20 protein-coding genes are annotated in these 24,066 nt (G+C 44.7%); 10 read left to right on the top strand and 10 right to left on the bottom strand.

Annotation, left to right across the window (positions count from 1 at the left end; translation table 11 throughout):
* The first annotated feature begins 99 nt into the window (after positions 1–99).
* From def to rnjA, 3 genes are all read left to right on the top strand, one after another.
* Positions 100–657, top strand: a complete 558-nt coding sequence (gene def / locus OC538_RS00270; protein WP_262172811.1) for a peptide deformylase — start codon at positions 100–102, stop codon at positions 655–657.
* A 293-nt stretch (positions 658–950) separates the two neighbouring features.
* Positions 951–1,160 carry a DNA-dependent RNA polymerase subunit epsilon gene (locus OC538_RS00265; protein WP_251694939.1) on the top strand — a complete coding sequence of 70 codons (210 nt, stop codon included), beginning with the start codon at positions 951–953 and terminating at the stop codon, positions 1,158–1,160.
* 5 nt (positions 1,161–1,165) lie between these two features.
* Positions 1,166–2,833, top strand: coding sequence for a ribonuclease J1 (gene rnjA, locus OC538_RS00260; protein WP_251694940.1), 1,668 nt, complete (start codon positions 1,166–1,168; stop codon positions 2,831–2,833).
* Between the two features lie 221 nt (positions 2,834–3,054).
* On the opposite strand, the gene OC538_RS00255 is transcribed toward rnjA, so the two are convergent.
* Together OC538_RS00255 and OC538_RS00250 are read right to left on the bottom strand one after the other, a co-directional pair.
* Complete coding sequence (locus OC538_RS00255; protein ID WP_251694941.1) at positions 3,055–3,714, bottom strand: potassium channel family protein; 660 nt, start codon at positions 3,712–3,714, stop codon at positions 3,055–3,057.
* A 91-nt stretch (positions 3,715–3,805) separates the two neighbouring features.
* On the bottom strand, positions 3,806–4,255 hold the full coding sequence (locus OC538_RS00250; protein WP_262172809.1) for a TlpA family protein disulfide reductase: 450 nt from the start codon (positions 4,253–4,255) through the stop codon (positions 3,806–3,808).
* Between the two features lie 147 nt (positions 4,256–4,402).
* Here OC538_RS00250 and OC538_RS00245 point away from each other — a divergent pair, with 147 nt between their 5' ends.
* The 7 genes from OC538_RS00245 to OC538_RS00215 all read left to right on the top strand — a co-directional run bounded on the left by OC538_RS00245 (position 4,403) and on the right by OC538_RS00215 (position 11,686).
* Positions 4,403–5,863, top strand: a complete 1,461-nt coding sequence (locus OC538_RS00245) for a hypothetical protein (RefSeq protein ID WP_262172808.1) — start codon at positions 4,403–4,405, stop codon at positions 5,861–5,863.
* Between the two features lie 154 nt (positions 5,864–6,017).
* Complete coding sequence (locus OC538_RS00240; RefSeq protein WP_262172806.1) at positions 6,018–6,560, top strand: helix-turn-helix domain-containing protein; 543 nt, start codon at positions 6,018–6,020, stop codon at positions 6,558–6,560.
* Positions 6,561–6,576: 16 nt separating this feature from the next.
* The gene (locus tag OC538_RS00235) at positions 6,577–7,680 is read left to right on the top strand and encodes an ABC transporter ATP-binding protein (RefSeq protein WP_262172805.1); all 1,104 of its coding nucleotides are present in this window, start codon (positions 6,577–6,579) and stop codon (positions 7,678–7,680) included.
* Positions 7,673–8,497 (top strand): ABC transporter permease, encoded by an 825-nt coding sequence (locus OC538_RS00230; protein WP_262172804.1) that lies wholly within the window; start codon positions 7,673–7,675, stop codon positions 8,495–8,497. Before OC538_RS00235 ends, OC538_RS00230 begins: the two co-directional genes overlap by 8 nt.
* Entirely contained in the window at positions 8,481–9,281 is an 801-nt protein-coding gene (locus OC538_RS00225; protein ID WP_251694947.1) for an ABC transporter permease, read from the top strand. The genes OC538_RS00230 and OC538_RS00225 overlap by 17 nt, the downstream gene beginning before the upstream one ends.
* A complete protein-coding gene (locus OC538_RS00220) occupies positions 9,278–10,348 on the top strand; it encodes a PotD/PotF family extracellular solute-binding protein (RefSeq protein WP_251694948.1) in 1,071 nt (356 codons plus the stop codon). Before OC538_RS00225 ends, OC538_RS00220 begins: the two co-directional genes overlap by 4 nt.
* Before the next feature lie 180 nt (positions 10,349–10,528).
* A complete protein-coding gene (locus tag OC538_RS00215; RefSeq protein ID WP_251695310.1) occupies positions 10,529–11,686 on the top strand; it encodes an MFS transporter in 1,158 nt (385 codons plus the stop codon).
* Positions 11,687–12,138: 452 nt separating this feature from the next.
* Here OC538_RS00215 and OC538_RS00210 read toward each other — a convergent pair whose 3' ends face one another.
* From OC538_RS00210 to OC538_RS00175, 8 genes are read right to left on the bottom strand one after another with little or no spacing between them, the layout of a single operon-like run.
* Positions 12,139–14,736, bottom strand: a complete 2,598-nt coding sequence (locus OC538_RS00210; RefSeq protein ID WP_262172801.1) for a VWA domain-containing protein — start codon at positions 14,734–14,736, stop codon at positions 12,139–12,141.
* Positions 14,720–16,486: a vWA domain-containing protein gene (locus OC538_RS00205; RefSeq protein ID WP_262172800.1), complete on the bottom strand. Its 1,767-nt coding sequence runs from the start codon at positions 16,484–16,486 to the stop codon at positions 14,720–14,722. Before OC538_RS00205 ends, OC538_RS00210 begins: the two co-directional genes overlap by 17 nt.
* 14 nt (positions 16,487–16,500) lie before the next feature.
* Entirely contained in the window at positions 16,501–17,373 is an 873-nt protein-coding gene (locus OC538_RS00200) for a DUF58 domain-containing protein (protein WP_262172799.1), read from the bottom strand.
* Positions 17,373–18,365: an AAA family ATPase gene (locus OC538_RS00195; RefSeq protein ID WP_262172798.1), complete on the bottom strand. Its 993-nt coding sequence runs from the start codon at positions 18,363–18,365 to the stop codon at positions 17,373–17,375. Before OC538_RS00195 ends, OC538_RS00200 begins: the two co-directional genes overlap by 1 nt.
* 22 nt (positions 18,366–18,387) lie before the next feature.
* The gene (locus tag OC538_RS00190; protein WP_262172796.1) at positions 18,388–19,836 is read right to left on the bottom strand and encodes a hypothetical protein; all 1,449 of its coding nucleotides are present in this window, start codon (positions 19,834–19,836) and stop codon (positions 18,388–18,390) included.
* 13 nt (positions 19,837–19,849) lie between these two features.
* Positions 19,850–20,701: an ABC transporter permease gene (locus tag OC538_RS00185; protein WP_251695311.1), complete on the bottom strand. Its 852-nt coding sequence runs from the start codon at positions 20,699–20,701 to the stop codon at positions 19,850–19,852.
* Positions 20,698–21,627 (bottom strand): ATP-binding cassette domain-containing protein, encoded by a 930-nt coding sequence (locus tag OC538_RS00180; protein ID WP_262172794.1) that lies wholly within the window; start codon positions 21,625–21,627, stop codon positions 20,698–20,700. The genes OC538_RS00185 and OC538_RS00180 overlap by 4 nt, the downstream gene beginning before the upstream one ends.
* Positions 21,624–24,041, bottom strand: a complete 2,418-nt coding sequence (locus OC538_RS00175) for a hypothetical protein (protein ID WP_251694955.1) — start codon at positions 24,039–24,041, stop codon at positions 21,624–21,626. The genes OC538_RS00180 and OC538_RS00175 overlap by 4 nt, the downstream gene beginning before the upstream one ends.
* Between the last annotated feature and the right edge of the window lie 25 nt (positions 24,042–24,066).

The raw sequence follows: 24,066 nt of genomic DNA, 5'->3' as shown, positions 1-24,066 counted from the left end.
CCATAAAGCTTTTCAAGCTTGCACAAAAACCTTTACCCTATTTTCCCCGTTGGCTTATAATAGGTGTACAGCATGGTTTATTGAAAGGAAGAATACGTAATGATTTTAATGGAAGATATTATTCGCGAAGGCCATCCGGCACTCCGTAAAGTAGCCGAGGAAGTGACATTTCCTTTGGCGGCGGATGAAAAAAAGCTTTGTAATGATTTACTCGAATATGTCATAAATAGTCAAGATGATGAAATTTGTGAACGATATGGCCTGCGTCCAGGCATTGGCCTTGCAGCTCCGCAAGTGAATGCCTCAAAAAGAATCTTCGCTTTGCATATTGAAGAGGATGGAAAGAAACCGCTCAGTATAGTCGCTGTCAATCCTAAAATCGTCAGCCATTCAGTAGAAAGAACTTATTTGACATCTGGTGAAGGCTGTCTTTCTGTGGACCGTGATGTAGCCGGTTTCGTTCCTAGGTATGCGAGGATAACTGTGAAAGCATTCGATCCGGAAGGCAAGGAATTCAAAATGAGGCTTAAAGGACTTCCCTCCATTGCTTTCCAACACGAGCTGGATCATTTGAATGGCGTCATGTTCTACGATCATATCGATCCTTCGGCCCCATTCAAAGTAATCCCGGACGCCACTCCTTTTGAAAGGGAATAATTCAAAACTTGACAGAAATTTCGAACTCCTGTATAATGACCTTAAGGAGTGATATGCCCATGTACAAGCGCCTCAAACGTAAATGGTTAAAACGGCTCAATGGCATACTCGGCAAAAAGACGATCGCATAGACATACGCCCGCCAACCCAATTGGCGGGCTTTTCTTTACATATGATTTGCTGTTACATATTAGATGAAGAAGGTCGAAGAAGGTCATCATAGTTTATTTTAAACAACTGACATGCTAAGATGAAGAGAAAGATTCAAACGAACGTAAAAAGGAGAGTTTATCATGATTTACAAAGTCTATTATCAAGAAAAAGCAACACAAGTACCAATTCGTGAAAACACAAAACAACTGTATATTGAAGCCGATTCTGAAAGATCCGTCCGCGAAAAGTTAAAGAACCGGGATTACAATATTGAACTGATTCAGCTACTGGAAGGCCAACATCTCAAATATGAGCAATCATCCCCTCATTTTGAGCTAGAGCAGGTCTGAGAATTATGAAACTAATAAAGAATAATGAAACTGCCGTTTTCGCCCTTGGCGGACTTGGAGAAATCGGCAAAAACACATATTGTGTGCAATTTCAGGACGAACTCATCCTCATCGATGCAGGCATCAAATTTCCTGAGGACGATTTACTTGGAATCGACTACGTAATTCCGGACTATACTTATTTGGAACGGAATATCGAAAAAATTAAAGGTCTTTTCATTACGCACGGTCACGAAGACCATATCGGTGGGATTCCCTATTTGCTGCGCAAAATCAACATTCCCGTCTACGGCAGTAAATTGGCTCTAGGACTACTCCGTAACAAGCTTGAGGAACACGGCCTTCTCAGAACGACGAAGATGATTGAGTTCAAGGAAGATGACGTATTCAAATTCAGGAAAACATCCGTCTCCTTCTTCCGGACAACCCATAGTATTCCGGACGCATTCGGAGTCGTCGTCAAAACACCTTCAGGCAACATCGTCCATACAGGTGATTTTAAATTCGACTTCACACCTGTCGGGGAACCTGCAAACCTGGCAAAAATGGCGAAGTTCGGAAGCGATGGTGTTCTCTGTCTTCTATCCGACAGTACGAATGCCGAAGTGCCAAACTTCACGATGTCAGAAAGGAAAGTCGGCGATAGTTTGAATGAAATCTTCCGGAAAGTTGACGGAAGAATCATCTTTGCAACTTTCGCCTCCAATATTCACCGACTGCAGCAAGTAATTGAAGCAGCTGAACGTTATGGCAGGAAAATCGCCGTATTCGGTCGAAGCATGGACAATGCAATCACAATCGGTAGGGAACTCGGGTATATCAATGCACCAAAAGAATTATTCGTTGACACCCAGTCGCTTAATCGACTTCCTGCCAGCGAAGTGATGATCCTTTGTACAGGGAGCCAAGGAGAACCGATGGCTGCACTATCCCGTATTGCAAACGGAACACACCGTCAAGTGCAGATCCAACCAGGCGATACGGTCATCTTTTCGTCCTCGCCGATTCCTGGTAATACGTTGAGTGTCAATAAAACGATTAATGCTTTGTTCCGTGCGGGCGCAGAAGTCATTCACGGCGCACTGAATAACATCCATACATCTGGCCACGGCTCACAAGAAGAGCAGAAACTGATGCTCCGCTTGATCAAACCAAAATATTTCATGCCGATCCACGGCGAATACCGCATGTTGAAGATGCATAAAGAACTTGCCGTCGGTTGCGACGTCGAACCGGACAACGTCTTCATCATGAGCAACGGTGATGTGCTCGCATTGACGGAAGATACAGCACGAATTGCCGGGAAAGTCCCTTCAGGAGACGTGTACATCGACGGCAGCGGCATCGGTGATATCGGAAGCGTCGTATTGCGAGACCGTAAAATCCTGTCGGAAGACGGCTTGGTTATCGTTGTAGCGACTGTCGACAAAAAGCGAAACAAAGTCGTTTCGGGACCTGATATCATTTCACGCGGATTTGTGTATATGAGAGAATCCGGAATGATGATCAGCGAAGCGCAACATCTCCTTTCAAAGGAATTGAACAAGAAACTCGCAAACTCTTCTGCAGAGTCAGGTTCATTGAAAAGCGATATCATTGATATACTATCACCTTACTTATATGATCAGACAAAACGCAGACCGATGGTTCTCCCGGTTGTCATGGAAGTGTGATAATGTAATTAAATGCCCTTATGTCTCAACACGACATAAGGGCATTTATTATTTGTGTTTATACTTTATTAGGATTGAAGCGGATGGTGGCGACTCCTGGGGGATTAGCGGGACAGGTGAGACCCCGCAGGCGTTTGCGCCGAGGAGGCTCACCGCCCGCCCCCCGGAAAGCGTCCACCTGGAGCGTAAATCCAGTTTAATTTCGCAAAAAAGACCCTTCATCAATGAAGGGCCTTCTTCTCAAATCTATGAATATCCAAATCAGATCCGATAACAATCAAAATGTCATTCAATTGGATTTCTTCAATCGCTTGCGGCGATACTAATATTTGCGCATCGCGCTTAATCGCAACAATGTTAACGCCGTATTTTGCACGGATATCGAGGTCGATCAGCGTAAAACCAGCTAGTTTCTCATTCGCGCGAATTTCCGCAATCGAATATTCATCGGACAGCTCCAAGTAATCCAAAATATTATTGGAAACCAGATTGTTCGCAATCCGCTTCCCCATGTCCCGTTCCGGGTGTACGACTTGATCCGCGCCGATTTTCCGAAGAACTTTTGCGTGGTAATCATTCTGCGCTTTTACGGTAATCCTTTTGACACCAATCTCTTTCAGGATCAGCGTCGTCAAAATGCTCGCTTGAATATTTTCTCCGATCGCTACGACGACATGCTCAAAATTCCGGATCCCGAGTGACCGAAGTGCAGATTCATCAGTCGTATCGGCCGCCACTGCAGTTGTCGCAATCTGGGCAAATTCATCGACCCGATCAGGCGAAATATCGATCGCCATAACGTCTGCATCCAATTCCACTAACTCATTAACGATGCTTCCCCCAAATCGTCCTAGTCCAATGACGACAAATTCCTTTTTCATAAGTTTCCGCTCCAATCCGATTCATGGATGAAATTAGTGTATCACATAATTTTCACAGGAAAAAGAAAAGACGACCCTACTGTCGGCCGCCTCATCTCCACATTTCATTCAATAACCGATTGATACGTTTTTTGAGCATGTTCATACCACTTCTATCTGTTTGGAAATGGCGCAGACGACCTTCTTTATCAAAAACATAATATGCAGGGACAAATTGATTGCTGAACGCTTCGGTCAATTTTAAGTTATCATCCACAAAAATTGATTGAGTCATACCGTGCTGCGCTGCAACTTTTTTGATTTGCTGTAAGTTCCTATCCTCTTCCGATCGAGGCATATGCACAGCGATGATATTCAATCGATCTTTATATTGGTTTCGGAAATTATTCAGGTATGGCATCTCGTCCTTGCATACACGGCAGCTGATAGACCAAAAATGGATGAGTGTCGGTTTTTGGCCAATAAGGTCCTCTTTTTCAACTCTCCCATTCAGCCAAGTTGTTGCACCATACAATTCAGGCATCTGCTCACGCAATTTCATAATGTATCTCCTCCAGATAAATAATCTCAATGCTTATTCTATGCCGAAAGAGTCGAAATCGGAATGAAATGTTTAGTCGTGCATTGACTAAGGAAAAGGTATAGTAGGTGACTTATCAATATAAAATGAACAAAGGTAGGCAATGTGATGCCAATACAACAGAATGCGGAAAAACTGAATATGATTCGCTCCCATATGACATTCCTTCTACCATTTGGATTTGATCAGATGAAAAGACAGGAAACAATCGATAGCTTGAAATCGAATGGATATAATTATTTTCATATAAATGAGGAAGCCATCAATAAAACCGCCATGTACGGTTATGGAATTGATGTTACAGGCAAAGAGCTCGAACAATACTTCTATCCGTATATTGAACATAAACTCTTCCCAGGATCGCATGAAAAAAAAGGGTTCCATCGGTACACTGCAATTATCCAAAAAGACCATGTCATGCAGATAAGAGATGAACGCCATGATTTTCACATAAGGAGCATCGATATCATTCTCGGGCCTTTTGGAATCGCGTTCCTTTCGTTGCGTATTAACATGCAGGATATACCCGCGGACTTAAGTGATGTTCTTGATTTCATCCAACATTTCCGAGCAGTTGAACAGAACTTAAAGGAAAGCAAGGGTGCAATGATCATTATCCCTGAAACAGGCCAATCTTTTTCCATCCGCGATTACATATTCGGATATTTATGTCCTTTCATGGAAAAAGCCGTATTGCACGAAAAGAAATTGAAAGGCCATTTTGGATCACTTCCTTATTTTGAGGATGAAAGGATGTTTGTTTCATCTTTCCTCATCGCGGAAACAGGAGTATCCATCTCAGAGGAGCAACTGTACCGAATAGGCAACTTGAATGGCAGGACCCCAGAAGGAGCCCCTTTCATTTCATCAACGAATCCCGACTATATCAGACGCTCCTTGTCGCTTTCGTTGCATGACCGTTGGGCGCCGCATTTGTATATGATTGCGACTGAGCATGGCTACTCCGTCGTATCCAATCGCCCAGCAGACGAATTGACAAATGAACTATCTCAATATATGGGGACACATTATTATAATTTGCTACTTCATTATTTCTATAAAATCATGTTATTGCGTGTCTCATTTGAGTACAGTGAAATCGATTGGAAGAAGGACGAGTATTACGTCAGGTCACTCATCCAACTGATCAGCGTTTTTTCATCGTCATATTATTTCAAAGAAATCAGCACCCGTTCAGAAGGCAAGGAATTGGCGGAGCTGTTCAGGTCAACCTTTCTCATTGATCCGCTTTTTAATGAAGTGAACAAAACTTTGCAAGAATTATATAAGAGCCAGGAAAATAGCCAAGCCGGCCGATTAAATATGCTTCTATTCGTGTTGACGATATTTACAGTCATATCTGGAATTTATGGCATGAACCTTGTCATTCCTGACTGGGAGGCACCGTCTGGCTGGAAAGAGTATCCCTCCTACACAGTCTTCGAATGGATATCTTTGATCACGGCCGTCACGGGTATCGGATTGTCGGCCTATTTAATCATATCCACTTTCGGCAGAATGTATTTGCGAAGGCGACGCCGGAATAAGCTTGACATGCTTGACCAATAGATACAGCTCCATGCCGGAATCCTAAAAATGGATTCCGGCATTTTTACTAAACATCTTGATTTCCAACTAGTATTTTGTATAATGAAGTAGGTTTCTAGTAAACAGAAAGTACAGTAATACTAAACTCCATGATTCTAGGAAGGAATTGACGACCATGCATATCGGGAGTAAAATCAAAAGTCTTCGTTTAAAAAAAGGGCTGACCCAGGAGGAACTCGGAGAGAGAACCGACCTAACGAAAGGATACATCTCTCAATTAGAGCGTGAACTCACTTCCCCTTCCATCGAAACGCTATTTTCCCTTTTAGAAGTGCTAGGCACAACACCGAAGGAATTTTTTGATGAACCGAAGAAAAACATGAAAGTCGTCTTCTCGCCAGCCGATCAAACCACTTACGTCAATGATGAATTAAAGTATAGCATCCGCTGGCTCGTTCCACGTTCAAATGAAAATGAAATGGAACCGATCTATATTACGTTCTCAAGGAATGGAAAATTCAAACGATTTGAGCCCTCACTTGCCGAAACATTCATCCATGTCCTTTCGGGTAAAGTGGAAATCGAGCTCGGAAGTAGGACTTTCACAGCTTTAAAGGGGGATTCGGTCTATTATGAGGCGACTGAATATCATCGAATCTCGAATGCCAACGATGGCCCGAGCGAATTGCTCCTAGTAGCGACAGAATCTTATTTATGAAGGGGGAAACACCAAAATGACAAATCAGCCGATTATCCGTTTTGAGAATGTCGTGAAGAAATACGGCGACGGAACGACCGTATTGGATAATGTCTCATTTGAATTGGAACGCGGAAAATTTTATACGCTATTAGGTCCTTCCGGTTGCGGAAAGACGACAATCCTTCGATTGATAGCAGGATTTATCGAGCCGACAGAAGGCTCAATTCACTTTAATGGAAAAAAGATCAACAATGTCCCAGCAAATGAACGTCAAGTTAATACAGTATTCCAAGATTATGCCCTATTCCCCCACTTGAATGTGTATGAGAATATTGCATTCGGTTTACGCATCAAAAAAGTGAAAAAGGACGAGATCGATACGAGGGTCAAAGAAGCATTGAAATTCGTCAACTTGGCAGGCTACGAAAACCGGGAAATTACTGAAATGTCCGGTGGGCAACGGCAGAGGGTTGCGATTGCACGCGCCATCGTCAATGATCCTGAAGTGATTTTGCTCGATGAACCATTATCCGCTCTGGATTTGAAGCTGCGATCTGAAATGCAATACGAACTAAGGGAGTTGCAGCAGCGCCTTGGCAAGACATTCGTCTTCGTCACGCACGATCAAGAGGAAGCGCTCGCCATGTCCGACGAAATTTTCGTCATGAATATGGGAGCTATTCAACAATCCGGCACCCCTCTCGACATCTATGATGAACCGATTAACCGCTTCGTCGCAGACTTCATTGGTGAATCGAATATTGTTTCGGGGATGATGATTGAGGATTACATCGTCGAATTTACAGGAAAACGATTCAACTGTGCGGATGCTGGGCTTCAGCCAAATGAAAAAGTCGACATCGTCCTCCGCCCGGAAGATTTGGAAATCACGACTGTCGATAAAGGGAAATTGAATGTGACAGTAGATACACAATTGTTCCGAGGAGTGCATTATGAACTTTCGACATACGATCAAGACGGCAATGAATGGCTAGTTCATTCCACGAAGAAAGCGGAAGTCGGGGAGAAAATCGGTCTTGATTTCGACCCCGAAGACATCCACGTCATGCGATTGAATGAATCAGAGGAAGATTACGATGCCCGTCTTGAATCCTACGGAGCGAATGCCGATGAATAAGTCCCGCCTACGTCCAATCTACTCGATCCCTTATACAGCGTGGATCTTGTTGTTCGTCCTGGCTCCGATTGCATTGATCGTCTATTATTCATTCTTCGACTTGGCAGGCAACTTCACGCTGACGAATTACCGTAACTTTTTCACGTCCGTCTATCTAAAACTTACAATCAGCTCATTTTGGTATGCATTCCTTATTACACTCTTTTCATTGCTGATCGCCTATCCGACGGCGTATTTGATAACAAAAACGAAGCATAAGCAGCTCTGGCTTTTGCTCATCATCATCCCTTCGTGGATCAACCTGTTGTTGAAGACATATGCCTTCATCGGGTTGATGGGTCTATACGGACCGTTAAATGCATTATTGGAAGCTGTCGGCATCGGCAAGCAGCAAATTCTGTTCACCGACTTCAGTTTCGTATTCGTCTCGGTCTATATATTTATTCCGTTCATGATTTTACCGATATTCAATGCTCTCGATAAATTGAATCCGGCATTGATAGATGCATCACGCGATCTGGGCGCTAACTCTTGGACGACTTTCAGAAGAGTCATATGGCCATTAACGACGAACGGAGTGAAATCAGGCATCCAAGTCGTCTTCATTCCTGCCTTGTCACTATTCATGATCACAAGACTCATCGCTGGAAATAAAATCATCACGCTAGGAACAGCCATTGAACAGCAATTTCTAGTGACGCAGAACTGGGGAATGGGCTCGACAATCGCCGTCTTCCTAATCGTCTTCATGTTCATCATCATGCTTGTCACGAAAGGCAAAGAAAAGGGGGCATCAGACCATGGAAAGGCTAGGTAAGCTTCCTAAACTGTATTTAGCGATTGTATTCATTATCCTGTATGCCCCGATCTTTTATCTGATTTTCTATTCATTCAACTCGGGCGGTGGCATGTCCAATTTCGAAGAATTCACATGGGAGCATTATGCAGCAGTATTTGAGGATAAACGGTTGATTATCATCGTCCTCAATACAATCATCATTGCCCTGCTTTCCGCGTTATTATCGACGACAATCGGCGTGATCGGAGCATTGGCAATTTATTTCATGCGCAATAAAAAAATGAGGAATGCAGTGCTGTCTTTGAATAATATTTTAATGGTCAGCCCTGATGTCATTATCGGCGCATCATTCTTGATTCTATTTACGATGATAGGTGTTAAGCTTGGATTTGCTTCTGTATTGATTTCCCATATCGCCTTCAGCATTCCGATTGTTGTCATAATGGTATTGCCGAAGTTATCAGAGATGAACACTTCATTGATAGACGCAGCACTCGATCTTGGCGCTTCTAGGAAAGATGTTATGACACGGGTCATCCTGCCATTCATAAAACCGGGGATCTTTGCTGGATTCTTCCTCGCTTTGACGTACTCGCTTGATGACTTTGCTGTAACGTTCTTTGTAACTGGAAATGGGTTCTCAACATTGTCGGTTGAAATTTACTCAATGGCAAGAACAGGCATCAGTTTGACGATTAATGCCCTATCAGGACTCATCTTTATCGTTACAGTCGCATTAGTGATCGGTTACTATGCAATTAGCCGCAAAACGAAGATGCCTCTCGCGGGGGTGAAGAAATGAAGTCCATTATCCAATCTGCCATCCTGATTCTCCTCGTGGCCGGCATATTGCTATTCATCAATGCCGAGTTGAACAAAGGGAGCAAATCGGGCACAGGCACCATAACTGTTTATAATTGGGGAGAATATATCGACCCGGATCTTATCAAGCAATTCGAAGAAGAAACAGGCATAAAAGTCATTTATGAAACATTTGATTCGAATGAAGGGATGATGAGCAAAATTGAACAGGGCGGTACGGCATACGATATTTCCGTTCCATCTGAATATATGATTGAGATGATGAAGGAAAAGAATCTTCTGCTGCCGGTCGACTACAGTAAAATCCCGAATATTAAACATATCGATCCATATTTCCTGGATCTCCCTTTCGATCCGGGCAATCAGTTCTCGGTCCCCTACTTCTGGGGGACAGTAGGAATTGCTTACAATCCAACGTTACTCGAGGGGCAAACGTTCGAAAGTTGGGATGACCTATGGGACCCTTCCTTGAAGCAACGCGTTATCCTTGTCGATAGTGCAAGAGAAACAATCGGCATGGGACTGAACTCATTGGGCTATTCCCTAAACTCGACCGACCTTGGAGAGCTTCGCGAAGCCACTGATAAATTGAAGACATTAAGTCCGAATGTAAAAGCGGTCATCGGCGATGAAGTCACTCAGCTAATGATTAATAATGAAGCTGCCGTCTCATTAACATGGTCGGGACAGGCAGCTGATATGATGTATGAGAACGAGGATATCGATTATGTTGTTCCAGAGGAAGGATCGAATTTATGGTTCGACAATATCGTCATTCCGAAAACCGCAAAAAACATTGACGGAGCGCATGCGTTCATCAACTTCATGTTAGATCCTGAAGTTGCAGCACAAAATGCCGATTATGTCGGCTACTCGACCCCCAATTTATCTGCGCTTGACTTGATGGATCCAGAAGTTGTCGAGGATGAACGTTTTTATCCTGACATAGAAACGAGAACCCACTTGGAAGTGTATAAAAATTTAGGACTTGAATTATTAGGCGTTTATAATGAGCTTTTCTTGGAATTCAAAATGGATATGAAGTGATTCGTTTTTCGCCCTTAAACTGCAATATTGTTTAAGGGCGTTTTTCGTCTACGTGAGGAGGCCTTTCCATTAAGTGTTATTGTGTTTTTATGGTAAGATGTTTCAATAACACGAAATAGATAGAGGGGCTGGTTGCCTTTGGTTGAGAAGCAAACAAATAATTTGGCGTTATACATTTTGATGTTTAATATGTTCATAGCTATGGCGGGCATCGGTCTTATTATCCCGATCATGCCTGAGTTTTTAGGCACATTCGGCGTTGCCGGAAAAGTGCTCGGATTCCTGATTGCAATCTTTTCATTCGCGCAATTCATCTTTTCACCGATATCAGGAGATTTATCAGACCGGCATGGAAGAAAGAAAATCATCATACTTGGTTTGTTCATTTATGGTTCAGCTCAATTTGCTTTCAGTTTATCGACTGAATTATGGATGCTATTTGCAGCCCGATTCTTTTCTGGTATGGGAGCAGCGTTCATCATCCCACCGATGATGGCGTTTGTTGCGGATATCACTACATTGGAAGGGCGAGGCAGGGGTATGGGATTGCTAGGAGCTTCCATGTCACTCGGCTTCATGATTGGACCAGGGATCGGTGGCTTCCTATCGAAGATCAGTCTGTTTTTCCCGTTTTATTTTGCAGCGGGGGCTGCAATATTTGCAGCCATTCTTTCGATTTTCATTTTACCTAATCCCGCGCCAGTCGTTTCAGCCGAAAAGGTAGTAGTGAAGCAGGAAAACCTCTTTAAACAATTGAAAAAGTCGACAACAACCCCTTATTTCGTCATGTTGATTGTCATGTTCGTCTTTTCCTTCGGACTCGCGAATTTCCAATCGACGATTTCCTTGTATGTCGACCATAAGTATGGTTATACCCCTTCGCAAATTGCAGTATTGATTACGGTCGGAGGTTTTGTAGGTGTTATTGTGCAGACTTTCGTCATCAATCCGCTGTTTAAAAGATTCGGGGAAATGCGTGTGATTCTTTTCAATTTGGTCGTAGCAGCTATTTCAATGATGGCCATTCTATTCGTCGATTTATTTTGGACAATCCTCTTCGTCGCAACGATCTTCTCAACGGCGACTTCCCTGCTCCGGCCAGCGGTTAATACGCTCGTTTCGAAGCTTGCAGGTGAAGAGCAAGGTTATGCAGCCGGGATGATGAATGCATATATGAGCCTGGGAAATATGATTGGCCCAGCGCTTGCCGGATCCATTTTCGATATCAATATTACATTCCCATATTTCCTGGGCACAGCTATCCTCCTTATCTGCTTCGGAATTGCGACTGTCTGGTCCAGAAAGAACACACTTCTCCTCGCTTCGACGAGAACATAAACGAAAAGGGGCTGTCCAGAAAGTCGGTGAAAACTGACTTTCTGTGATAGCCCCTTTTCTGTAGATGAATAATTGGAGATCTCTCTTGAAACGTTGCTTTCCGTTCCAGGCGCACGCTTTCCGGGGGGCGGGCGGTGAGCCAATCGAACAGCGAAGGGTTCGATTTGCCTTAATTTCTGCGCTTTTTGCAGAAATTAAGGCATCCTTGGACCTTCTGGCGCAACGCTGCGCTTGTGAGTAAAAGCGTAGCGTTACGAGCAATGTTTTATGCGACCCTAAGGGAGCAGGAATGATAGTACTAAAGCCGCCCGGAACGGAAATCAACGTCGCGTCAGTCTACCGTTTTTGCATCAATGCATCTAAAAAGACAAAAGGGATGGGAATCAATTCGATTTCCATCCCTTTTGTCTACTGTCTGAACCCTTGCTCCCAAATGGGAGACAAGGGTTTTTTTAACGCTTCTTTTTCGCTTTTAATAATTCCGTCACGTGGTCTTCTTGGTTAACCGGAGGAGCCTCATTCACTTCAAACTTCTCTTTCCGGTCAAGCAAACCGGAAAACATTCCGAAACGGCGCAGTGTAATGTCGATGAAAAACAAAATCATTGCCATTAGAATGAGCCAATCTGCAATCGGTTTCCGATCTCCGCTCTTAAACGGATGTGGGCGGAACACTTGCGCGGGATCTTCGTAGTGCTCCCCGCCTGTCCGGTCGGCGATTTTCTCGAGCAATGCAATATTTGGTTCTGATGGTTTGTATTCCGCACTGTACGGGACTGAAACTCCCGCTTGGAATAAGCCACCCTTATCATCAGAAATGCCGAAGAAGACAAGGCCGGGTTCAGCGTCCAACGTAACCTTCACTTTCCCAGGTGCCAGAGGTTCCGACTGGAAAGGCACTTCTTCCCCTTGCTCATCCACAATCACGACGTCCAAAAACGCTGACTTCCGTGAACTGTCGGTGATCGTGTACGTACCGCCTCGGTTATGGGTGATCAGATAGGGAACTTCTTCATAGGAGGGCATTAATCGAGCAACAGCGGTGTTCCAGAAGCCCGAATAGCCTTCCCATCTTGCCAAGTCACCTGACCACTTCCCTGTGGAATCGGACGTGAACGCAACCGTCCGACCCAATCCGTACATCCATTCCGCAATGACAGGATCCTCCTTCGGGCTTTCCGCAACAATTGTCGCAGTTCCCTTAGGAGTCGTCGCAATATAGGCGTTCATCTGCGGGACGCCTTCCGCGAAAATCGATGTCCATTCCGGAACATTGCTTAGCGAAACATAGAATGGATCATCCTCGATATACGTCCTCGTCAGCATGGATGTTTCCCGTGTCAATATTGCTGGAACCGTTGACTCATCCACTGCGTTGTAAAATCGGCCTCCACCGAGTTCAGCCAATTCTTCGAGCAGCACACTGTCAGCGTCGGTTCCGATCGCCACGGTCGATAATGTGACATTCGTTTTCTTGCCTTCCGCAATAATGTCCTCATAATCAGGGGGCATAGATGATTGGCCATCCGTCAACAGGATGATATGCTTCCGTTGAAGTTTCAGATCGGACAAATCTTCATAGGCTTTTGCAACTGAAGGAAAAATATCTGTACCACCGGCCGCAGGAATGGACAAGATCTGGTCCATCGCTTCTTGCTTATCTAGTAATGGACCAACCGGGATGACTTCCCAGAGCTCATGGTCAAACGCCGTGAATCCAAACGTATCATCATTACGAAGCAGCTCCACCGCCCTCGCAGCCGCTTCTCTTGCAATGACGATTTTCGATCCTGACATACTGCCGGAACGGTCCATCGCAATGACAAGCCCAAGTGACGGAAGCTGTTCCTTCCCTTTCACTTCCATTTCCACTGGCAGTAAACGTTCGATCGGCGACTTGAAATAGCCGCCCAACCCATAGCTTTCATCGCCTCCGACCATCATGAATCCCGTCCCGAAGCTTTTAACGGCCTGCTCGATGACAGTCATCTTATGTTCCCCGACTAGATGACCAGGGACATTATCAAAAATGATTGCACTGTATCCTAAATAACCGGATAATGATTCCGGTAATCTTTCGGCATCCATTACGTCAATGTCCATCGCGTTTCGGTCAAGAAGCGACGGTATGACGGAAGGACTCCTCTCGGTATCCACGACGAGCACTCTTGGAGATTGCTCAAGCATCGTGACCGAAAGCATCCGATTATTTTCAAGAAGTCCATCCTCAGGTACAATCAGCTTTGCCTCATACTTAAGCAGACCTGTCCCCCTCGCTTCATGATGAAATGCAAATTGGTTCGCTCCCTCATCAAGGGCTACCGTTTCACTAATGATCTCTTCGTCATTTAAATAGACCAACAACTGGCCAACCGTCTCGGTGGATGACTCAACCTCTACGCGCAACAATTGCCTTTCGCCCTTAAAGGCAGTTCGGGGAGTCTCGAATAATGAGATGGAGGCATCCGCGTCATTCGATCGCCTTAACACGACCGTGTCGATTTGAACATGGCTATTCTTATATTTCGGCAACAGTTCCTCGATTGCCCCTTCCGTTTCCAACCCATCGGACAATAGAACGATTCTCGTCGCTAAGCCCGCTTTAGCCACTGCAGCGGATAAGTCAACTGCGTTTGCAATATTCGTTGCACCATTCGAATCAATCGGATCCAACTTCGGCATTTCCAATTCAGCAGCTGTTAACCGGCTGTCCGTCCGAAATGTTCCTGCAAATGAATAAATACCGACGGATTGATTCGCTTTTCTCTCCTTCAAACTTTCCGAAATCCATTGTTCGGCAGCTTGACCTGCCTCTTCCACCGAAACGGATCGATCGACAACGAATATGATCTGCTCCTCGTCATCTGGCAACAGTACGTAAGGAACAGTGAGGGCGAATACGATACAGAGGATTACTAGGCTTCTTAAAGCATATAGGATTGTCCCCTTCCGAGCGAAACGCATATTTGAAGACTTCCAAGCATACGCCATGTAAATAGTTATCGGTACAAGCAGCAAAAGCCATAATGGCTCCTCAATTCGGATATCCACGACGTCTCTGCACCTCCCACTCTATTACTAAAAGAAGGAGGACTGGTATAAGGAATAGCCACCCGATCATTTGTTTACCTTCTTCTCTATCTCCACCACCTGCAGGACCGGCACCAAGTTTATAACTGGACCCGAAGGCAACCGATTTCTCATCCGGCTCTAACTGTACGGATAAATACTGCTCAGCCCCACTTTCCATCAGTTTATAAATTCCCGGTTTTGCTGGGGCGACAAAGTTTTCACCTTCCGGATATGTTGCAACATACTTATCATTGATTGTGAAAACCTCTATCCCTTCCGATCCACTTCCGGTCAATAATGCTTTTCTTTCATTCGGGCTGAACGTTCCGGCAATATCACTTCCAGACCGGAGCATTTCCATCGAACTCCAAAAGAACAACGGAAATGATGGGTGCAGCGGCCAATCAGTCAAACCGATATCCGTCAAGATAATAATATCGCCTCTTGGTGATCGCTGAATGAACGGTTTGCCATCGATGGCAGCTAACGTCGAAAACCCATCGAATGGAGGGTAAAGCGCACTTACATACACATCATCAATCGGAGCGATTGAGAACAACGCATCATTGGACGACTCCATCGAACCTGAAACCGGTTCTGTCATTGCATCATTCCTGCCAATCAACAAGATCGGCTCTGACCCTTCCTCCAAAAAAGAAGTCTCGTTCGTAACAATCATGGAATGGTCTCTTGCCGATGTCATTTCATTGAAGGACCCTGAACTGACGGTGAGCCCAATCGCTTCAAACGCTTTTTTGACCAATTCATGCAATTGATTGTCAACAATCACTTCCGAGGATTCACTGCCGATGACGATAAATGCATCATTATCAACGGCATAGTCGTCTTCCACTTCCATATGGACATGGAATGCCTGCAACATTGGCAACTCTTTGAATGATAGAAGTGTGTCCGCCTTTTCTTCAACGGAAAAATCCTGTTCAGCCAATCTAGCTCCCGTCAACCCATCGTTGACAAACACCTTGCCGGTCTGTTTAGACTCTGTTTGATTTGACAGCTTGACAATGGCCTCCGTCCCATCTGATGTATGTATGGCACCGAATTTTTCAATGGCAATATTGTCTATTGGATTTTCGTTATTATGAATTGTCCACGCGATGCCACTTTCGCTCTCCATGAATTGTGAACGGTCAAGATAATCGGTGAAAATATGGACATCCGCTTCAGCTTGTTGGGCGATGGATCTGACAAATTCAAGGGATCGTCCCAGCTGCTCATATTCATAAGCCACCTCGATCTCGTCAATCACTTCCAAGACATGACGTTGATCAGTCTCTTCCCGCAGCAATAGGGAAGGTTCCTTTCCCGTAATAATAATGGAGAATGATTCACCTTTACGCTCTTCGGCAATGGCACGCATCTTCACTTTACTATTTTCCAATAAAGATCGGTCGCCGTCTACGGCAGCCATGGATGCGGAAGCGTCAACGACAAACACCGTATGGCCATCTGCGACAGTCTCCTTCGGCAAAAAGGGACGGAGCAGGATGAACAACAATAGCAATAATGCTGCCATCTGCAAATAAAATAGGGCATTCCGTTGTAAATTCTTCAGGTATGGAGAAACCTTTGTCTCCCGCATCGATCTTTCCCAAAACAATGTGGAAGAAATGGTCGTCGTTACGTACTTTTTTCGGAAAAAATAATATAGCAGGACGGCCAACGGGAAAATTGCCGTCCATAAATTACCGATTTGATCGAACCCCACTTAGCCGCCCCCTCTCAGCGCAACCATCCGGCATGTCTCATCTTTTTTGTAAAACTATCCATCACGCCTTCCGAAACTTCCGTGCGCAAAATCTGGATACCATATTTTCTCGCCAATGCCGTCAGCTCTGCTTCATGTTTCATTTTCTTCTCTTTATACTCTTTGACAATCCTCTGATTCATTGACACTTCAATGACGGATCCGTTTTCCACATCAACAAAGCGTACATCCCCTTCATAAGCGGGAAGCTCCTCCACCGGTGAATGGACTGTAAGTATCCGGATGTCCTTGCAAACCCCGGGCAGTCTTCTGAACAGGCGCTCCCATTTATCCAACTGCTCCAATCCATCAGTAATTATGAAGAGGACAGTCATCGCCTTCGGGACGTGCTTCACCACTTGGTCGGCAAACTCTCCTTCGGCTACAGGTTCTTGTAATTGCGATACGTACTTTGAGAATGAAGCCCGATGCAATGCACCTTTTTTCCGGAAGAAATAATTCCGGCTGGTAGACCATGTGGAAAATGAAACAGTGTCTCCGCTCTTTAGCGCGATATGCCCTAATCCGATTGCCAATTGACGTGCAAAATCCCACTTTCCATCCGTGCCCATCGATTTTGTGGAATCGAGTAATATATGTACCCGCATTTCTTGTTCATCCAAAAATTGCTTGATGAACGGTTTATCCGTACGAGCGAACACATTCCAGTCAATATGACGCAAATCGTCTCCCGGATGATATTCTCTGAAATCCGAAAAATCCAATGATGTTCCCGTCTTACTGGAACGATGTGTCCCTTTATGATGTCCCAACCGTCTTGATCTGGAGATTATGGATAACGCACCTAATCGTTTGGACAATCGGTCGGGGAAGAGGTCCTCTCTCATCAGACTTGCGCTCCTTGACGAATGTCCTCCAGAAAACGATCGATAAGCTTATCAACATCGATCCCTTCCGCTTCCCCTTCATAATTGATGAGGATACGGTGTCTCAACGCCGGTTTGGCAACTGTTTTTATATCCGCAATCGATACATGGAAACGTCCTGCCACCAGTGCCCTTGCCTTTGCCAGACGGATAATGGATTGCAGCCCACGTGGACCGCTTCCATATTGGACATATTGATTCCAATCATCTTCGGAATCCGTTCGATGATGTGTCGCCGATACTAGATCAACCGCATAATCCATCATTTCGTCAGCGATGACAACCGATTTCGCCATTTCTTGTGCTAAAATAATTGTCTCTGTATCCATCACTTTTTTGATAGCAACTGTTTTCGGCCCGGTTGTCCTCAGCATGATTTCCTTCAATTCTTCCTTTGCGGGATAAGGAAGAAGAATCTTGCATAAAAATCGGTCCATTTGCGCTTCAGGCAGTGGATATGTTCCTTCCATCTCAATCGGATTCTGCGTGGCAAGGACGAAGAATGGCCTGGACATCTTCCGGGTTTCGCCAAGTACAGTAACTGTTTTTTCACCCATCGCCTCAAGTAAAGCACTTTGGGTCTTCGGCGTGGCACGGTTGATCTCATCCGCCAATACCATTTGGCTGAAAATCGGTCCTTCTCTGAAAACAAAACGTTGAACCCCTTCCGGATTCCGTTCCAAAATGCTCGTCCCTGTAATATCGGCCGGCATGAGATCCGGTGTAAATTGAATACGGGAAAAAGACAGATCCAAAACTTCAGATATCGTCCGGATCAGCATCGTCTTTCCTAAGCCGGGCAGACCCTCCAACAAGGCATGCCCATCCGCTAAAATAGAATATATGGAGAATTCGACTGCTTCCTGTTGTCCAACAATGAATTTCCCAATTTCTTCCCGTACTTCTGCAAGCCGTGTACTCATTTCTTCAAATTGCTCTGGTGAAAACGACATTTGTACAACTCCCATCCATTAGTCATTCGATTGATGAAAAGTAATCGGAAAGGATCCGCTGTAAATCGGCAGGAAGATTCATTTTATCCGACCCTTTTAAATAGGCGTCTTTATAGCTTCCGACCACTTCTTGATATGGCCGTAATGTTCCTCTTTCAACAAGGCCTTCGCGTTCATTTTCTTCGATGAATTCTCCTTCTCCGAGCTTACCGCCTACAATAGATGGATCATTGGAATCGCCCATTCTATCGGACGGAATTGAAAGTAGGTCGCGTCCCCCTTTGCCAGTTCCTGCTCCTGACCCTTGGCCTTGACCTTGACCTTGGCCTTGGCCTTGGCCTTGGCCTTGACCCTGACCTTGGCCTTGACCTTGGCCTTGACCTTGGCCCTGACCTTGACCTTGACCTTCTCCTTCGCCTTCGCCCTGACCTTCGCCTTGGCCTTGACCTTCGACTTGGCCTTCGCCTTCGCCCTGACCTTCGCCTTGGCCTTGACCTTCGCCCTGACCTTGACCCTGGCCTTGACCTTGGCTGCCTCCGCCGCCTTGGGACTGTCCAGTACCGGGCTTGGCGTTAGAACCAACTTGACCATTGCTTGTTGCAGGAGTATTTCCGGCACTAGCCAAAGCCGGCAACGAAGGGGCTTTACCGATTTTATTCAATGCACTTTGCGCTTTTCCTGCTTGCTGTGCGAGTTGGTCAACAAGCGATTTAAGTTCTTCGAGCTCCATTTCCTCGGACTCACTTAAACCGTCTTTTGAAGCATTCTTCTTTTCGGTCAATCTATGTTCTTTCAACTTGAATTCCTTTTGCTTCTTAACCAATTCTCTTAATGTTTCTTCGCTCGTTTTTGTCTCTTTCAGTTTCTCCGCAAGTTCCGCTAACTCTTTTTTCTGCTCAGGATCTTTTTCCTTCTTCATCAAATCCGTTACTTCCTTCTTCAGTTCCTCGATTATTTCCTTTTCCTTGGCAACAGCTTTCGCTTCTTGTTGTGCTTCGGAAGGAAAAACGATTAAGAAGACGGAACATGTGAGCAAAATTAGAAAACCTGTCAGCATTTTTCCATTCACATATTTTTTATCTCGTTTCTTGAATTGCGGATAAGCACTCGCCATCGCGCTTTCCGCCCGCTTCACAATCACTTGCGCAAAGTCTGAATGCTGAACGCGATCATCTAAAGCGGTGACGAGTAAATTATCCGGTACATAATGGTCAAGCTTCCAAACAGCCTCGTCTCGGCGGACGTTCTTTAGGAAGAGTACGACGAGCGATGCAATTAGAGCAATGACGGCGATCCAAAAGGCAATCCATTCATAATGAGGCAATATGAACAATCGGGAAGCGGTCAGGAACAATGTGAATAACAAAGTAGTCATGAACAGCCCTGTTTGCAGCATATGGACAGATCGCTCAATACGCAATGATGCGAGAGCTTTTCCGACATATCGATGTAATGCTGATTTCTTTTCCATATGCCTCACCCCATCATTTTAATCGTTTCATATTAACACGTAGTTTTTTCACAGCAATGAAAAGAGCCATTACAGTAATGATTCCGTAGAAAATCAAATAGCCCGCCCAGATTGGAAAATCGATTTTCGTCATTTCGCTGATCGACCGGTTCAGCTCGGGCGATAGAAATGTCGCGAATAACACCGCTGGATTAATGGAAGCCAATATTTGTCCCAGATATGATGGCGATGTCACCGGGGTCCCCATCTGATTAAATGCTTTCATTTGTATGACGATAATGAATAGAAACCCGGTCACTACCGACAAGAATAGCATTGTACCGTATGTTGCAATCATTGAGACAACTGTCCTTCGGATCAAAGTTGAAAACATGACGCCAATGCTGCCAATAGCAAGTAATGTAACAAAGAGGAACAGGAAGATCTTCACGAAATCTCCTGGTGATATTCCACCAAATAAGAAGACCAAACTGTAAACCGGAAGTCCTGCTACGATGAGCAACAGTAGAAAAGCCACCGAAGAAAGCATCTTACCGGAAATGATCTGAAAAGAGCTTTGCGATGTCGTCAATAAAATCGGCAATGTCTGTTTCTCCCTTTCCGAACTGATTGAACCAGCCGTCAATCCTGGAGCTGTAAACAATACAAGTCCTAGCTGGATGTAAGAGAGGAAGGCGAATAAGACAAAGCTTTGACTTGGCCTGAAATAGGAAGTCCCCGTCAAATTGACCGTCAGAAAAATATAACCGAAGACAAAAATGCACATTGCCAACAGAAAGAAGAGGATCCCATTGAAACCTTTGAATGAGCGGAATCTGAGCTTCAACTCTTTAAAAAGAACCGGATTAGTAAAATTCATCTTCAGTCGGCCCCTTTCGTTATTTCCATAAAGACATCTTCCAAGTTCGTGACATGCTCCTTGAAGGAAAGGATCGGCAAATCACTAAGTATTGCTTGTTTCAGCATATCAATCTGCTCCGCTTCCTCACCTCTATAGATGAAGGAAACCCCTTCATCTCCTTCGATCTTTTCAATCGAAGTGACAAAAGGCTGTTCTTCGAAAAACGAGATAGCTTCCGCGGATTGCGACGCTAAACGGACGGTTATCGTTTTTTCGCCTTGCAGTTTTTTCTGGATGTCTGCAACAGAACCATGGGCTATCAGTTTGCCATTGTCAATGACACCGATTTCATCACACATCTCCGCCAATTCAGGCAAAATATGTGAAGATATCAAAATCGTCTTTCCCATGCCTTTAAGCGTTTTTAAAATGTCGCGCATTTCAATTCGTGCCCTAGGATCCAACCCAGATGCCGGTTCATCCAAAATGAGCACTTTCGGATCGTGGATGAGGCATCTGGCCAAACATAATCTTTGCTTCATCCCCCGGGATAGTAGGTCGACATATGAATCTCTTTTATGCGATAGATTCACTAATTCCAATAACTGCGGAATGAATTTCTTCCTTTCTTCTTCCGGAATTCCGTAGCTTGCGCCATAAAAATCGAGGTATTCATCAGCCTTCAACTGATCATACACTCCAAAAAAGTCCGGCATATAGCCGATCAGTTTACGAATGTCAGCAGGTTTTTCCCGCACGCTTACCCCGTTAATCATCACATCGCCTGAAGTCGGCTGCAACAACGTAGAAACGATGAGGAAAGTCGTGGATTTACCGGCACCATTGGCACCGACAAATCCGAAGACAGTTCCTTCATCTAATGTTAAATTCAAATCATCAAGGGCGGTGAATTGACCATATTTCTTCGTCAAACCTTTAATCTCAATCATTTCTTCACCTCGCCATGCAACTGGATAGTAGGCGGTTGCCCTTCATTGCCGTGTTGCTTATTAATAAACTCCATCTTGAATGTTACTTTTCCATCCGCCGTTATATAGTCATCAATTGAATCCAATGTCAATTTCCTTTCGGATTCAAGCGCATCATACGTTTGTGTTTTGACATTCCAAACTTGCAGTGTGTATAACTGCTTTTGTATTTTCGAAATGTCAATTGATTTCCAAACGGATACCTTTTGCACTAGATCCTCGGGAACTTGCCACGTTTGGATATACGTATCTTCGTCAAAATAATACGTATTCGCCGCATACCCGACAGGATGAGCCTGTATGTTATTTGCCTCGGAAATGAGATTCATCGTCATCATTTCAGGGTCTACTGTAAAGCTTCCGCTAAACTCGACTTTCGGTGTGAACGCCTGCGAAAGCAATGTTAACGAATCTGTAGCCGCCTTTGTTTTTGCGAGTTCGATCGGCACGAGTTTTGTATCCGTATAGCCAATAAGTCCGGGCTTCGGATCGTTGCTCATGAACTCACCTGAGAACGTAATAAGACTGTCTTTTCTCATTTTTGTCAGATCATCGGTCGTTGCAGGCATTTGCCCCATATGCATCGAGTTGGAAGAACGTTTTCGAACCAATGTCGAGGTCTTCAACGTTTCATTAACCTTCATTGTTTCGCCAGGACCCAGATCACCGATTTTTATTCTGCTCGTTCCGGACCAGATAGCAATGTCGTTCACTGGAAACGGAAAATTGTTTGTAATTTCACCTGTCAGCTGTTTGTCTTTCACTGTCAAATCAATATCGAATTTTCCGACTTCCTCTAATGTTGTTTGTCCGTAAACTGTCGCAACATCCCAATAGCCGATATCACGAAGATGCAAATTCGTACCGGAAGCATTTCTCTCAAGAATTGCCCGCTTATGCGAATTGGCTCCCATTGAAGAAGGTCCGAATAGCCCCATGGAGTAAGGAGTGTAGGTCGACATTGTCGTTTCTTTCGGTGCTGAAAAAATAAAATCGTCCGCTTTGTTCGTCAAGATCGACTCAACGAAATAGCCGGTCAATCTTCCGTCCTGCTCAACATCGAATATTGATGTTTGTTGGAGTTGTGCCTGCCCAATCCGATCACGCGCCCCATAGGCGAAAATGAAAACGGAGACTCCAACGGATATCGCCGGAATAATCCACCAGGCATGTTCTCGCTTGTCTTTCCTCTTTAAAACGATATATAAGACCGGAATGATGATAATAATATAGAAGATGATCACACCAAATAGGAATGGTGCAGAAACTTTAAATGATGGAAATAGTTCATTCGAATTCCCTATAGTCCACCGCAATGATTCCATCGGATCGTTATAATACGGCATCATGCTGCCGGCAATCACTGCTTGACTTGACGTATCAAGTAAATTTTTCCACACTGCTGCAGCTCCATGCATTTTTGAGAAAGGCTCATCCCCAATAGAAAATGCCGTTTGCATAACAAGCCCTTTGCCTAGCGGTTTGGAAGCGGCTAGAATGTCCGACCCCTTAGAATATACGGCTTTCGAATCGGGATTCAAAGCAGCTGAAGCTATCGTGATTTCTTTATCAAAATCCTCTCTTGACGTCCACTCATTGAAAGCTTCCGGGCTAATTGTCTTCGTTCCATTTAGCGTCAATGGCAAATGCTCTGCAAAGATACCAGACTCCGCCGCAAGATGATCTGAACCTCCGAAAATGATGATGCCGCCCGAGCGGACCCAGTTCAGAATCGCTTCCTGCTCAACTGCTGACATGTCTGCTATGGGATATTCGTCCACGATAATTATATCTGTCGGTCCCCATCCTGCCGCTTCTTCCGGTAGCTTCAACGCTGCGATTTTAGAAGCATCAATCATTTGTGTGCTAGGAAAGTTAGTTAGGCGCATCCCCTTCAAAGCGGACAAACGATCGATGTTGTCAGTGAAAGCAGTCATGATTTTTGTATCGTCGTGATACATCGCAACTGTAATCTGCTGGGTTCCTTTATGGTCGATCTCCTTGCCTTTTCTCCATCCACCTTCATAAAAAAAGATAGATTTCGCATTCATTCCATACATATTGAAATCGAACATTTTTTGATTGATAAATGTAACGGTTTTTGTTTCTCCCGCCTGGATATCCACTGGAAAAACTTCCCCTACTCCAGATTCATATGACTGCTGTGTATCTATGACCATATCGCCGGTGAATGCGGTCGTACCGTTATTTTCGACTTCGACCGTAATCGGCGCTCCTTTGCCGTATTTCGCTTTTCCATCAAATCCCGCAGTCACCTTCACTTTAAGTTCAGGTGCAGCGGATGCATGGATTTCCGGCACGAATAAGCAAAAAGCTACTATGGCGAGTATGATTCCCCACTGTTTCTTCCACATATTGCAACCCCCAATTGGACACCGC

The organism is Saccharococcus sp. Marseille-Q5394 (assembly GCF_946901335.1).
Classification (GTDB): Bacteria; Bacillota; Bacilli; order Bacillales_A; family Planococcaceae; genus Sporosarcina; species Sporosarcina luteola_C.
Note: the sequence above shows the minus strand (reverse complement) of the source record. Positions and strands in the feature narration are given on the sequence as shown.

Bases quoted from the DNA above. Each gene is read 5' to 3' on its own strand.
- OC538_RS00225 (WP_251694947.1), top strand. From the start codon at position 8,481: ATGGAAAGGCTAGGTAAGCTTCCTAAACTGTATTTAGCGATTGTATTC.
- OC538_RS00250 (WP_262172809.1), bottom strand. From the start codon at position 4,255: ATGAAATTGCGTGAGCAGATGCCTGAATTGTATGGTGCAACAACTTGG.
- OC538_RS00265 (WP_251694939.1), top strand. From the start codon at position 951: ATGATTTACAAAGTCTATTATCAAGAAAAAGCAACACAAGTACCAATT.
- OC538_RS00190 (WP_262172796.1), bottom strand. From the start codon at position 19,836: ATGGAAAAGAAATCAGCATTACATCGATATGTCGGAAAAGCTCTCGCA.
- OC538_RS00220 (WP_251694948.1), top strand. From the start codon at position 9,278: ATGAAGTCCATTATCCAATCTGCCATCCTGATTCTCCTCGTGGCCGGC.
- OC538_RS00245 (WP_262172808.1), top strand. From the start codon at position 4,403: ATGCCAATACAACAGAATGCGGAAAAACTGAATATGATTCGCTCCCAT.
- rnjA (WP_251694940.1), top strand. From the start codon at position 1,166: ATGAAACTAATAAAGAATAATGAAACTGCCGTTTTCGCCCTTGGCGGA.
- OC538_RS00230 (WP_262172804.1), top strand. From the start codon at position 7,673: ATGAATAAGTCCCGCCTACGTCCAATCTACTCGATCCCTTATACAGCG.
- OC538_RS00195 (WP_262172798.1), bottom strand. From the start codon at position 18,365: ATGTCGTTTTCACCAGAGCAATTTGAAGAAATGAGTACACGGCTTGCA.
- OC538_RS00180 (WP_262172794.1), bottom strand. From the start codon at position 21,627: ATGATTGAGATTAAAGGTTTGACGAAGAAATATGGTCAATTCACCGCC.
- OC538_RS00200 (WP_262172799.1), bottom strand. From the start codon at position 17,373: ATGAGAGAGGACCTCTTCCCCGACCGATTGTCCAAACGATTAGGTGCG.
- OC538_RS00175 (WP_251694955.1), bottom strand. From the start codon at position 24,041: ATGTGGAAGAAACAGTGGGGAATCATACTCGCCATAGTAGCTTTTTGC.
- def (WP_262172811.1), top strand. From the start codon at position 100: ATGATTTTAATGGAAGATATTATTCGCGAAGGCCATCCGGCACTCCGT.
- OC538_RS00240 (WP_262172806.1), top strand. From the start codon at position 6,018: ATGCATATCGGGAGTAAAATCAAAAGTCTTCGTTTAAAAAAAGGGCTG.
- OC538_RS00255 (WP_251694941.1), bottom strand. From the start codon at position 3,714: ATGAAAAAGGAATTTGTCGTCATTGGACTAGGACGATTTGGGGGAAGC.
- OC538_RS00235 (WP_262172805.1), top strand. From the start codon at position 6,577: ATGACAAATCAGCCGATTATCCGTTTTGAGAATGTCGTGAAGAAATAC.
- OC538_RS00215 (WP_251695310.1), top strand. From the start codon at position 10,529: ATGTTTAATATGTTCATAGCTATGGCGGGCATCGGTCTTATTATCCCG.